The following is a 12719-nucleotide window of genomic DNA, read 5'->3' as shown; positions in this document are numbered from 1 at the left end:
ATGCTTGTGACTAACAGCCGCCGCGCTAACGGCGGCTGTTGTCGTTTCAGGGCACTGCCCTGATCCTCGCTATGCACTGAGGTCGAATGGCTCCTGGGTCGCTTCGTGCTGTCGTGGGCGGCCGGGCGGTCGCGACACCGGAGTCTCGTATCCAAGCGCGGTGCACTCGAGGTACGCCTGGATGGTCAACCCAGCGGCAGCTGCTCTCCGCTTGAGTCTCTCCTTGTCGCTGCGGCTCATGCGGAACAGATAGTGCGACGGCTTCTGGGCTTCACTTCCCTGAACTTGCGTCGGCATGAGGACATCGAACCAGTAGATGGCCGCCGATATCTTGATATCAGCGGCCTCGGCGTGTCGGCCGCCCGGCATCAGGCTTCCCAACGGTCGTATGCGTACACCTGGAATCTTGTCCCGTCGGCGATGAGGTAGAGGACCATCGCCCAGCCTTCGCGGTAGGTGACTTTGACGGCGACTTCGTACGCGCTGCTCTTGACGAGCTGCCGGCCGGTGTAGTGCCCGGCGGGCACGTTGCTTACTGCGATCGTCTTGAGCTGGTCGCTGATGTCGGTCGTGACGTCGGGGCTGGCCGGGTTCCCGATCAGCCGTTGACGCCATGCCGGCGCGCCGCCGGTGGTGTTGGTGAAGTTGCGGGCGAACCGGTCGGCGACGGGTCCCCAGGCGGCTTCTTGGACCTCTGCGGGCGCACCGTCGTTCTCGCCGGATGCGACGTCTCCGGCGTCAGGGTCATAGCTCCGCGTCGACGACGCCGGAGGTGGTGGAGCGGTCTCGGAGGGCGCTGGCGTCGTCGCTGTAGGCGGTGAGCTGAGTGTCCAGATCGTGATGGTCGCAGCGACGAGTGCCACGAGCGCCAAAGCCGCGATGAGGGCGAGGGTGCGGAGTCTCATGGGTTGATGCCCTTGCCTCGGAGGTAGGGGAGTGGGTCGACGGGGGTGCCGCCGCGCCGGATTTCGAAGTGGAGGTGGGCGCCGCGGGGTCCGGCTGGGATGACGTGGCCTTGGTAGCCGACGGTGCCGATGATCTGGCCGGCGCGGACGACCTGGCCGACCCGGACGCGGCGTTCGCTGAGGTGGGCGTACCAGGCGGTGATATCGCCGCCGCTGGCGAGGCGGATGACGATGAGGTTGCCGTAACTGATCCGAGTGCCGCCGCAGATTGGGAGGGTGGTGCAGATGCCGGTGGTGGTGATCGATTCGGATCGGATCACGGTGCCGTCGGTGACCGCGTACACCGGGGTCCCGGCCGGCGCGGGGAAGTCCTGTCCGGTGTGGCCGGCGTAGCAGCCGAAGCCGCAGCCGACCCGGAACGGCTGCCCGACCGGCAGATGCCAGTCGCCGGTCCCGACCGCGGCGTCGGAGCCGTCGGGTCCGGTGCCACGGTTCCCGTAGACGGAGACGTGGACGTGGTTGTAGTGCAGCGAGGACGGGTCGTCGTGGCCGGTGATGCTGGCGTAGCGGCGCCAGCCCTCGTCGTTGCGTTCGATGTTCCAGATCCGGGCCGACCAGATGACGTACTGCACGCCGAGCTGGGCCTGGTGGGCTCTCACCCAGGCGGCGATCTGATCGCCGAGGGCTTTCCCGGCGTCGGTGTTCCAGCCGGGGATCATGATGTCGACGGCGCGGGACTCGTCGGGCAGGTGACCGGGGTAGGTACCGATGGTGGTGATCTGCGGGAACTGGGCGGCGACGCAGCGCAGGACGAGCATGGCGTCAGGACTGAGGACCTTCTCGGCGGGCATGTTGGTCGGCGGGCAATCCCCGCTCAGGCCGGTGGAGTGGGTGCCGCAATCGCCGGTACCGCTGCTGGTCCCGGCGAGGGCGGCGAGCTTGGCGACGATCGTGGTCGCCGGCGTCTCCCATTTCGCGTAGGCGGAGGGAAAGGCGCTGCGTTGGACGGCCTGGGCGGCCTGGGCGATCGACATCTGGGCCCAGCCGTGGATGTCGAGTAGGCCCGGGTTGTGGGTGTGGTCGGCGACACCGTAGAACGCGCGTACGGCCAGGGTGAGGTCGCGGATCTGCGCCGGGGTGCCCCAGCCGGTCGAGGGGCGTTGCTGCCAGGCGCCGAGGGAGTCCCGGTCACCGTGGTCGAGGTTCTGCAGCCCGGACTCTTGCAACGCGGTGGCGATCGCCACGATCCAGCCTCGTTCGGGAACGCCGTACTGCTTCCCGACCTGGATCGCGGCCGCCGCGACGTTGATCTGGTCGGCGTCGAGGGACAGTCCGGGCACGGTCAGGCTGGTCGGCAGCGTCGCCTGCACGGCCGCCGAACTGGCTGCCGCCGGCGCCGAGCTGCTGGTTTTGGTGATGGTGGCGACGATCGGGTGGTGGTCCGATCCCCAGGTGGGGAGCCGGGTCTGGCCGGTGAACCGGGTGTTCTCCAGGGTGACCGCGATCTTGTCGAGCAGGCTCCCGGTGCGGGGCATGCCGAGCATGGTCCAGTTGGTGGCCATCCGCATCTGCTGCATCTGGACGTAGTCCAGGCGCGGGTCCTTGACCCTCTGGTCGGCGCGATTGTCGACGTTGGAGTCCTCGGTCAAGACGACTGGACCGTAGCTGCGGAGCTTGGTGATGATGCTGTTCGCCATCGCGACCTGCTTGTCGCGGATCGCCAACCGTTCCGGCGCCGACGTCCGCGGTCGCCCGTTGGAGGCGACGCCGGGGATGATGTGGTGGTTCACCACGAAGAACACGCCACCGGTGGCCCGGTCCTCGAGCTGGACCCACTGGATCCAGCGGGGACCGATACTGGTGCCGGACGGGCCGTTCTCGATCCGGGTGACGTCGAACTCCTTCACCACGTCATGGGCGAGGAGCTTGTACTTGGCAGCGTTGTAGAAGATCGGCACCGCGCTGTCGGCGCCGGACGACGCAGCCCATCCCTTCCGCGCCAACGCCCGGCCGACGACGGCGCGGCGGTCGGCGGAGAACAGTTCCTGGGCGCCGATCACGTCGGACACCCGGGTCAACGCCTCCAGACCAGCAACGACCCGGCCGGTCGAGTTGCCGAGGTAGGTGTTCCACGTCGCGACCCGCACAGTCACCGGCGCCGACGGGTTGCTGACCGGCATCGGATCGGTCGGGACATCGACGTGGCCGAGAGCTTGGGCGGGATAGCAGGCCGCCTGGATCGGGCCGAAGAAGACGAGGCCAAGCGCGATGAGCAGGAACATGCTGATCGCGATTGCGAGGACCTTCTTCATGAGTCGCGCCACGGATTGTGGCGCAGCGCGCGGCATCTGAAGGTGAAGCCGGCCTGTCGGCTGGCTGCCGTCAGGGGCTGTCCCGCAAGATGTGAGTGATCACCCACCGCTTCGAGATCCGAAAGCCACGGCCAGCGCCTCGCATGGCTTCGATCTGCCCGTTTGCGATCATTTCGCGGACGGCCTTCGTGCTGGACCGCAAGATCAGGGCCAGTTCGTCCACAGTGAGCATCTCGGGCCAGGTATCGGCGTTCGCGATGTCGAATCCCGGGTGTCTGGGTGCCTCGTGATCTGAGTCGGGTGACCCTCGCTTGTCGGTGCCCACGGCCGCCATCTTTACCAGACCTCCGTTGGCCGGATGCAAACGTCGACAAAAGGATCCCCTGCCGGATTCAGGCGCGAGACTTGAGCGCATGCGTATCTAATGCGATCTAAAGAGATTAGAACGCATCTTATTATCGACACAAGCGATCTGAAATGATTGATATGGCTGCCGTCAGATGTTACGTTGCGGCGGTGACACTTTCTGACGCCGTCCTACTGGAGGGGCGGCTCTCGACGTTGAGGAGGCGGTCATGGCTGTCGAGGAACGCGAACTGACACCGCCCGCCAGTCAGTCTGGCTCGGCGCGCGGAAGCTCGCTGCGCCAAGAGCCAGCCATGCCCGCCGACATCGTGGCCCGAGCTCGAGCCGCCATCAGGCAGGCCAACCACCCGGAGTCCGAACTCACGGTCGAGCCCGCGAGCCGTCAGGTGCTCCCGATCGGGGCGCCAATGGACGGCGTGCCTGCTGCTGCCGGCTACCAGGCCGACAGCGAACCTTCCGAGGTGGTCGCCGGGGAACCGGAAGCTGCGGAGAAGTCAGATCCACTGCCCGAGACTCCGACACCGGTCAAGCTCGTCGTCGAGCCTTGGGAGCAGCCCGGTGAGCCCCAGGGTGCCGCCAATTTGGGTGTCGAACTGCCGCGGTGGCGGGGTTACAACCCGGACTATGTGGCCGACCAAATGGTCCCGATGATTCACGCGCGGGCGACGACGGGCTGGCGCAGTTGGCTGGGCATGGAGCCGAGCAAGAGCGAACAGTTGCGCAAGCAGCTCCAGGCGGAGATGTGTGTGAACTTCGGGCAGCCGGTGAAGATCGTGGTTGCGAACCCGCGCGGTTCTGCCGGGAAGACGATCATGTCGGTCTGTCTGGCGGGCGTGCTGGGCGTTGCTCGTGGCGGTGGTGTGTGCGCGTTCGAGAATCACGAGCTGCGTGGCGTGATGGGGCTGCGGACGTTGACCAACGGCACGAAGCGGACCACCCGGGACTTCATCAACGACCTGTCCCAGATGACACCGGAGCAGGTTCGCCAGGCCGACCTCGGCCGCTATGTGCGGCACCAGCACGTGGGCAACTTCGACGCCATGGTCACCTCGAGGAGTTTCGAGAAGCAGCTCGACGGGGACGAGTACCGAGCCGCGTCGGCGTTGTTGGAACGTTTCTACGAGGTGATCGTGGTCGATACGGCGAACAACGAGGCACATGAGGCGTTCCAGGCGGCGATCGCGGACGCGACGGTGCTGGTGGTGCCGACCAAGTGGCGCCCGACGCACATAACCCCGGCCGCGCAGATGCTGAACGACATGGCCGCCCGGTCACCGCGGCACCGGATGTTGGTGCAGAACGCGGTCGTGGTGGCGACGAACGGGTTCAACGAGGCCGTGCCGGGTGCCCGAGAAATGGCGCTGCCGATGTTCTCCTCGCTCGCGGAGACCGTGGTCGAGATCCCGCCGGATCCGCATATCGACGCCGATCGGCCGATCCTGCTCGACCAGCTGCGACCGCGGACTCGCCGGGCCCTGGACGAGTTCGGCGCCGCGGTCTGCCGGGTCGCCGTGAAGAACCTGTCCGCACTGGAGGAGTTGTCGTGAACCTCGACGAGTTGATGCAGAACGTCAAACCGACCCTCGGCCCGTTCGCCGACACGCTCGGCCCGAAGCTGGTCATGATCGTCGGCCTGGTCTGGATCTTGTGTCTGGTCGGTGCCGTGCTGCTGCTGATGAAGGGTGGCCTGGAGTTCGCGGCATCCCGGTCCGGTGGTCGTCCGATGGCGACCTCGGACGGGGTGATGGACATCGGGGTGCCGGTGCTGGCGCTGATCTTCCTCGCGATCATCCCCGCCGTCGTCCAAGCACTGATCTGACCCGGAAGGAACGACGAAGATGCCTGTTCGCACCGAACTGCGACGCCGCGCCTCGGCGCCGCGCTCGCGGATGACCTGGACCCGGATCCTCGGGTTCGTGCTGCTCGGTCTGGGGCTACTCGCTACTGCGGCCACTTTGATCTCGGTAGCGGTTCGCTAAAGGCGTCCCGCCTACGGAAGGGAAGTTCAAGGGTGCCGGTTCGTGTCGACAGTGGATCACCACCAGTCCAGACGTCGCGCCCGCGCCGCCGGGGCCTGGTCGTCGTGGTGGCTGTGCTGCTCGCGGCCGTCGTCGGCGTCGGCGCCGGGGCGCTGATCATGCGCGCGGCATCTACGACGCCGACCGCAGCGCCGTCGACCGCGGTGAGCCGGGCACCGGAGGTGGTCGAGGCGCTGCCGCGGTCGACGATCGTGGCCGGTGGCGGTGGGGTCAGCAACGTCTACGAGTTGCGGACCGGATACCCGAAGACAACCGACGGTGCAGTGCAGGCGGCGATGAACTTCCTGATCACCGACGTCGGCCCGGCGTACTACAACCAGACCCATTACGAGGCGATCCAGGGATACATGTTCGCCAGCCCCGAGGCACGGGCGAAGATGGGCTACAGCCAGGCCACGATCGACTCGATGCGGCAGACCTACCAGATCAACGACCAGGGTCAGCCGCTGACCGACGGCAAGCCGGACCCGACCAGACGGATCTGGGACGCGGTGTATCTGCAGTACGGGGCGTACCGGATCGTCGAAGCCTCGACCGACGAGGTGCGGGTGATGATGTGGGCGCCGTACGTGTACGGCACCGACGCCAACAACGCGACGACGACCAGCAACCTGCACATCGGCTGGGCCTACGCGGATAAGACCGTCAGTTGGGTCGACGGGGACTGGCGCCAGTCCGGCAACAAGGCGTACCCGGCCGACCAGGTGCCGAAGCCGGCCGATCCGAACCAGGTCATCACCTCCTTCGCCGAACGGGCCGACCTGCTCGGCACCGACAAAGGCTGGACGCTGCCGGCGAACGCCGCCGAGGTCGACACCCCCGAGCTGCAGCTCCCCGGGAAGTGACCAGCGCATGCCGACACGACGACGCCTCGCTGGCCTGACGGTCGTCTCCCTGCTCCTGGGCCTGCTGCTCAGCGTCGCCGCCGTCACCGCCCAGGCCGCGACCACCACCGACCCCAATTCCTGCCCCATCCCCAAGGTGCCGGTCGACTCGGTCACGGTGACCTGCCCTGGCGGATCGCCGTCCACGGCACCGTCATCCAGCCCGTCGCCGTCCCCGACGGCCGGGTCGCCGGGGGAGAGCGGGGACCAGAAGAGCGCCAGCGGTGCGGGCGACGGTAGCGGGGGAGTGAGGTTCGGGCAGGACGAGCAGCCGACCGGCTGGGCGGGTCCGATCGCGAAGGATCTGGGTCAGGGGACACAGGGACTGTCGTCGGATCTGGCCGACCGGGTGAAGGACGACGGCCTGTTGCCGAAGTTCGAGTTCACCCAGGCCTATCTGAGCCTGTACGCGATCATGTTCGGGCTGGGTGTGGTGATCGCGGTGATGGCGACGATGCTGGCCAGCGTCAAGGTCGCGGCCGCGAAGGGCGTGGACAGCCGGATCATGGCCCAGCAGGCGATGATCCGGGTGCTCGCGTTCAGCGTGATCGGCGGCCTGGCGCCACTACTACTCGCGCTGCTCGGCAGCGTGGCCGGCACGTTGGGGAACGGGTTCTTCGACCTGGCCGCCGACCAGATGGCCGCCCAGCTGTCGTGGCTGTCCGGTGCGTTGGCGGTCGGCACCTTGGCCGGCCTGGTGGTGCCGGGCGGGTCGGCGGTGATGGTCGGCCTGTTCTTGTTCCTGCTGGCGTCGCTGGCCGGGATCTTCCTCGAGTTGATGATCAGCCACTACCTGATCTTCCTGCTCGGTTTGTTGATCCCGATCCTGTACGCGGCGTCGATCAACCCGGACTGGCGTGGGGGAGTGCAGAAGGTCTCCGGCGCCCTGCTCGGCGCGTTCCTGGCCCCGGCCGCCCTGTTCCTGGTGTGGGTGGTGACGTTCTCCGCGGTGACACCGTGGAGTTCCGACGACGGCTTCATCTCCAAGGTCGGGATCTTGATCGTCGGCCTGCTGCTCAGCCTGGCCGCGCCGATCGCGATCGGGATGCTGCTGTCGTACGTGGCGCCGGTGTTCGCCGGCGGCCACGGCTACGACACGACCGCGTTCAAGACCGCGACCGACCGGGTCCGGCGACGCGACCACCGCGACCAGCCGACCAGCCCACGCGGGTCACGGTCGAAACGGGCCTCCAGCGCCTCCGACAACGACCCGAGCCAGCCGGTCGAATCACCCACCGCATCGGGCGCCGCCGCCCGCACGACAACCCGGGCCGCGACCGGTGAGGCGGGCGCCAGTGCCGGTGCAAGTGGGGCCGGTGCGGGTGGGGCCGGTGCGGGCGGTGCGGCTGGGGCGGCGGGTCCGGTCGCGGCCGCGGCGCTGGCCTGGGCTCACCTGGTGGACAAGGTCCGCCGCACCGCTGAGAGCGCCCGCGACAAGGTCACCGGCGGCGCACAGCGCGCCGGCACGGCCAACCAAGGCGACGCCGACCCGGCCGGCCAGACACCGACCAGCCGCACGGACGGTGGCCGGGGCGCTGAACCGTCGTCGTCCGAACCGGTCGAGGCGCCGACCCGACCGAGCCCGGCCGACGATGGCACCAGCTCGACGCCGGGGCCGCGGCCGCGGGGCCCGGAGACTCAGCGTGAGGGTGGTCGACGGTGACCGGGGGACCGACGGGGTTGTTGTTGTCGCGGCGGACGCGCCGTCATGCGGTGTTGTTCGGGTTGGGCAAGGGTCCGCTGATCGCGATGGGCGTGTACCTGGTTGTCGCGGTCGGGGTGGCGTCGTTCTTCCAGCAGGTCGGGGTGATCGCCGTCGCGGCGGTCGTCGGCGTCGCCCTGTACGGGGCGATGCGGGAACCGTTGCGGATGGACCGGGACCCCTGGCTGCTGCGGCTGACCCAACGCGCCCGGGTAGCGGCCACCGGCCACGATGCGTTCACGCCGACCGACGACACCCCGTTCCCGCGGCCGGTCGGCGACATCCTCATCCTCGGCGTCGCCGCCGACGAGGACACCCCGGAGCTGGCGGTGGTCCGTCACTCGACGACCGGAACGAAGGGCGCCTACTTCACCGCCACGGTGGAGATTGAGGGCCGGGGCGACGGTTTGCGGTCGGTGGCGGCGACCCGGCGGGAGGACCACGAGCTGGAGCGGGTGTTGAACCGGCTCGCCGAGGCCCGCTGCCCGGTCGATGAGATCTCGGTGATGACCCGCGCCCAACCGGGGCTGCCCGCCGTGTACAAGACGCAGGTCCGCGGCATGCGCGCCGACGGGCTCGGCGGCACGATGCTCGGGGACAACATCGAGCAGCGGATGACGAACCTGGACCGGGTCTCGGACTCCTACCGGATGTTCGCCACCATCCGCATCCCGGAGGCCGGGATCTACCGGTGGGCCGACGAGCACCGCGGCGCCACCGACCGGGACACCATCTGCCACGCGATCCGTCACCAGGTCGGCGAGGTCGCCGAGCTGCTGAACGGTGCCGGGTTCCGGATCGTCCAAGGCCTCGGACCCCGCCGGCTCGGGGCGCTGATCCGGCACCTGTACATACCGTCCCGGAGCATCGACGACCTGGCCGGGATCGGGTCGGCCCGGGACGGGTTCGTCGGCTACCCCCGCCCACTGGCCGAAGCGTTGCAGGTGCCGGACTGGGGCCGGGACGTGCTGTGGTACCACGCCACCGGCTACATCGCGCCGTACGGCTGGCCGGCCGATCGGGTCTCGTCGCGGTGGCTGCTGCCGGCGGTAGCGCAGGTGTTCGACGCCGGCGCACCGTCGGTGATCCGCACCATCACCGCGTCCTGGCGGCTGCTGAACCGGCGCGAATCCCAAAAGCAAATGGCCGACCAGCTCCTCAACACGCTGACCCGGGTCGCCCGGGACACCGGGAAGATCACCACCGGAGAGGACGAGGAACAGGCCGACGCCGGCCACCAGGTCCTCTACGACCTGCGGCACCAGTCCGCCGGGGTGATCCCGTCGGTCCGGGTCACCTGCTCCGCCCCCTCCCATCTCGGCTTGTTGCAGGCCCGCGGCCTGGTCGACTCAGCCATGGCCGACCTGAACGTCGACGGGTTCACCTGGTGCGACCAGCGGCAGGCCGACGCGATGGTGCTGTCGCTACCCCTGGGACGAGGACTACCCCGATGACCATCCCCGACACCCAACCCGACCAGGCACCTGAACTGGATGCTGGGCCGAACCGTCGGCGGCGCCGTCGGCTCGACCAGCAGCGGCGCCGGCAGCAGCGGCGGGAAGCGCGGGCGGAGAAGACGGCCCGGCGACGGCAGGGGCCGGCCGCGTCCCTGTTCAGCACCGACCCGGAGGAACCCGACGACACCGACGAGCCGACTGGTGGCGAGGGGGACTATCTGGCCGACCGGGGTCAGTGGGACGACCTGAAGGGTCCGACCCCGCGCGGGCTGCGCCGGAACCGGTTCCTGGACCAGCTGGGCTGGTACGAGGTGGCCGATCGAGACGCGACGATCACCTCGACCCGGCAGGTGGTGGCCACCAACCCGGCGCTGATCCGGTCCCAGCCGCCGTTCAGTGGTGGCCCGACCGGGATCGACGAACAGACCGGCATGTACGTCGGATCCGACCCGTTCGTGCTGTACGACAAGGGCATCGTCGAATCGATCAACGTCGTCCTCGTCGGTGACGTCGGCGTCGCGAAAAGCAGCTTCGTGAAAAACCACTACGTCCAAGACCCCATCTACGCCGGCCGGCAGGTCTGCTGCTTCGACCGGAAACGGAACCGGGACCGGCACGCCGAATACGACCCGATCGCCCGGATCGTCGAAGCCTCCGGGAAACGGGTGGCCCGGATCCGGTTCGACCGGGCCGGGAACGGAGCCCGAGTCAACATCCTCGACCCACGGATCATCGCCCGCGGCGGCGACCAGTACGACACCGTCGGCCAAGACGAACTCCTGGCGATGGTCGCCGAACTCCTCCACGGACCACTCACCTCCGAAGAACGGTTCGCCCTGTCCGCGGCCCACCGGCAGGCCCTGAGTGTGGCCGCCCAGCAGGAACGCGTGCCCGTGTTGAGCGATGTGGTCGACGCCCTGTTCCAACCGGACCTCGCCTACCTGCCGCCGGCCCTGGCGGCGAGCGGGCACGTCGAGGTGAAGGACATGCTCGGCTACGGGTTGCGGCTCGGGTTCGACCTGCACGGCGCCCTGGACGGCACCTTGTCCGGGCTGATCGACGGCCCGACCCGCGACGCCGACGGCCACGATCTCGACCTGGATGCGGATCTGATCGTGGTCGACACCTCCACCCTGCAGGATGGGTCGGCGGCGTTGATGCTGGTGATGGCGATCATGTCGACGTTCATCTCCTCGGTGTGGTCGCTGACCGCCAGGCAGAGTGTGGTGATCATCGAGGAGGGCTACACCGCCGACTTCCCCTCCGTCGCCGCGATCCTCCGCTCCCTGGCGAAACGGGGCCGCGGGGTCGGCGTCTCGTTGGTGCTGGTGCTGCACCACCTGTCCGACATCGACACCGACTCCCCACTCGCCGCACTGTTCCGGGAGACCGGGGTCATCCACCTACTCCGGCAGGCGCAACTGGCGGAGGCGAAACACACCAACGACCTGCTCGGCCTCGGCGACCTGACCGAAACCATCCAGCACCTGGCGAAGGGCACCCACATCCTGATCGAGGGCCGCCCCGAGCTCCGCCCACCCCGGGTCGTCTGTCATGTCCGGACCGACCTGGACCGGTGGGCCAACTACACCGACGCCGCCATCACCGGCGGTACCGACGCCCCCACCAGCCCCTTCGACGACGACCCGTCCGGCGACGGCGTTCAGGCTGATGATCGTGAGGAGGCGATGACCCGATGACCGGGCTGAACATCTACGGCGACCTGCTCGGCTGGATCCCGTGGTGGGTCTGGACCGCCCTGGTGGTCGGCCTGGTCGTGTATGCGGGGTGGATGTGGTTGCGGATCCGCGGCACCTCCGGCCGGGGTACGCTGCAGCAGCAACGCGACCGATCCTCCCAATGGGCCGGCACCCGCGACGTGTTCGGGCTGGCCATCAAGCAACCCGACTCCCGCCGGCTGCCGCTCGGCGATCTCGCGGTGTCCAGCCGGCCGATGATGCTGGCCTGTCCGGTCGGCGGGTCGAAGCTGATCGTCGGCCCGGCCGGTGGCGGGAAGACGGCCCGGATGCTCGTCCCCGACCTGCTGCAGCATCGCGGCCCGGCGGTGGTGACCAGTGTGAAGACCGACCTGTTCTGGTTGACCCTGCACCGGCGGGCCGAGTTGGGCCCGATCTGGGTGCTGAACCCGTCCGAGTCGGCCGGGCTCGGCACCTGCCGGTTCTCCCCGCTGATGTACATCGACACCTTCGACGACGCCCTCCGGGCCGGGCAGTGGCTGTCCGACGCCGGCCACGCCGACGACGGCGGCATCAAAGGCCAAGAGTTCTGGGACTCGCTCGCCCGGCGGATGCTCGCCCCCGCCCTGTTCCTCGCCGCCCGCGAAAACCACACGTTGGACGACGTGTTCGGTTGGGTCCAGACCGGCGCGGAAGACTTCATCACCCAACGCCTCGAACAGGTCGGCGACCAACGCGCCATACGGGCCTGGAAAGCGCACCGCTCCACCCACGAGAAGACGAAGTCGTCGATCGTCGCGACCGCCTACAACCTCCTCGAAGGCTGGTCATCCGAAGTCATGGCCAAGGTCACCAACACCCGCGACGGCGACGGGGACCTGCTCGACATCGACCGGCTTCTCGACGAACGCGGCACCCTCTATCTGATCGCGTCGAACGCCGACCAACACATCTACCGGGCCGTGTTCGAGTCCGTCATCAACGCCATCGTCCGCCGCGTCCAGGAACGCGAAGAAGCCTCCGGCCGCCCCCTCCGCCCCGCGCTGCTGCTGTCACTCGACGAGGCGGCTAACATCGCTCCCCTCCGCGACCTCGCCCACATCGTCTCCTCCGGCCGCGGGCAGGGGATCATCGTCGAGTCAGTCTGGCAGGACCTCGCCCAGATCCGCCGGATCTACCGCGACGCTGCTGAAGAGGTCCGGTCGAACCACATCGCCAAGGTGTACCTGAAAGGCATCAGCGACGTCGGCACCCTCAACGAGTTGTCCACCTTGTTGGGGAAGACGATCCGGTCGACGATCAACCACAGCCGCGACCTGCACGACCAGCGCCGATCGGTCAGCATGTCCGAAGACGA

12 protein-coding genes are annotated in these 12719 nt (G+C 68.4%); 8 read left to right on the top strand and 4 right to left on the bottom strand.

Annotation, left to right across the window (positions count from 1 at the left end):
* Positions 1-69 precede the first annotated feature (69 nt).
* The 4 genes from ABD747_RS26740 to ABD747_RS17020 all read right to left on the bottom strand — a co-directional run bounded on the left by ABD747_RS26740 (position 70) and on the right by ABD747_RS17020 (position 3542).
* Positions 70-297: a plasmid mobilization protein gene (locus ABD747_RS26740; protein WP_425562553.1), complete on the bottom strand. Its 228-nt coding sequence runs from the start codon at positions 295-297 to the stop codon at positions 70-72.
* A 71-nt stretch (positions 298-368) separates the two neighbouring features.
* Entirely contained in the window at positions 369-905 is a 537-nt protein-coding gene (locus ABD747_RS17030; RefSeq protein ID WP_344806749.1) for a hypothetical protein, read from the bottom strand.
* A complete protein-coding gene (locus ABD747_RS17025; protein WP_344806747.1) occupies positions 902-3217 on the bottom strand; it encodes a peptidoglycan DD-metalloendopeptidase family protein in 2316 nt (771 codons plus the stop codon). Before ABD747_RS17025 ends, ABD747_RS17030 begins: the two co-directional genes overlap by 4 nt.
* A 70-nt stretch (positions 3218-3287) precedes the next feature.
* Entirely contained in the window at positions 3288-3542 is a 255-nt protein-coding gene (locus tag ABD747_RS17020) for a helix-turn-helix domain-containing protein (RefSeq protein WP_344806745.1), read from the bottom strand.
* 334 nt (positions 3543-3876) lie between these two features.
* Here ABD747_RS17020 and ABD747_RS17015 point away from each other — a divergent pair, with 334 nt between their 5' ends.
* The 8 genes from ABD747_RS17015 to ABD747_RS16980 all read left to right on the top strand — a co-directional run.
* Positions 3877-5130: a MinD/ParA family ATP-binding protein gene (locus ABD747_RS17015; RefSeq protein WP_344806743.1), complete on the top strand. Its 1254-nt coding sequence runs from the start codon at positions 3877-3879 to the stop codon at positions 5128-5130.
* Complete coding sequence (locus tag ABD747_RS17010) at positions 5127-5402, top strand: hypothetical protein (RefSeq protein ID WP_344806742.1); 276 nt, start codon at positions 5127-5129, stop codon at positions 5400-5402. Before ABD747_RS17015 ends, ABD747_RS17010 begins: the two co-directional genes overlap by 4 nt.
* Before the next feature lie 19 nt (positions 5403-5421).
* Positions 5422-5562, top strand: a complete 141-nt coding sequence (locus ABD747_RS17005; RefSeq protein ID WP_344806740.1) for a hypothetical protein — start codon at positions 5422-5424, stop codon at positions 5560-5562.
* Positions 5563-5669: 107 nt separating this feature from the next.
* Complete coding sequence (locus ABD747_RS17000; RefSeq protein WP_344806738.1) at positions 5670-6467, top strand: hypothetical protein; 798 nt, start codon at positions 5670-5672, stop codon at positions 6465-6467.
* A 7-nt stretch (positions 6468-6474) separates the two neighbouring features.
* Positions 6475-8169, top strand: coding sequence for a hypothetical protein (locus tag ABD747_RS16995; protein WP_344806736.1), 1695 nt, complete (start codon positions 6475-6477; stop codon positions 8167-8169).
* Positions 8166-9662: a hypothetical protein gene (locus tag ABD747_RS16990; RefSeq protein WP_344806734.1), complete on the top strand. Its 1497-nt coding sequence runs from the start codon at positions 8166-8168 to the stop codon at positions 9660-9662. Before ABD747_RS16995 ends, ABD747_RS16990 begins: the two co-directional genes overlap by 4 nt.
* The gene (locus ABD747_RS16985; RefSeq protein ID WP_344806732.1) at positions 9659-11365 is read left to right on the top strand and encodes a hypothetical protein; all 1707 of its coding nucleotides are present in this window, start codon (positions 9659-9661) and stop codon (positions 11363-11365) included. The genes ABD747_RS16990 and ABD747_RS16985 overlap by 4 nt, the downstream gene beginning before the upstream one ends.
* A partial coding sequence (locus ABD747_RS16980; RefSeq protein ID WP_344806730.1) for a type IV secretory system conjugative DNA transfer family protein occupies positions 11362-12719 on the top strand: 1358 nt, incomplete at its 3' end. The genes ABD747_RS16985 and ABD747_RS16980, both read left to right, overlap by 4 nt.

This window comes from Microlunatus ginsengisoli (assembly GCF_039537205.1).
Lineage (GTDB): Bacteria > Actinomycetota > Actinomycetes > Propionibacteriales > Propionibacteriaceae > Microlunatus > Microlunatus ginsengisoli.
The sequence above is the reverse complement of the archived record's forward strand: the minus strand, read 5'-3'. Positions and strand labels throughout refer to the sequence as shown.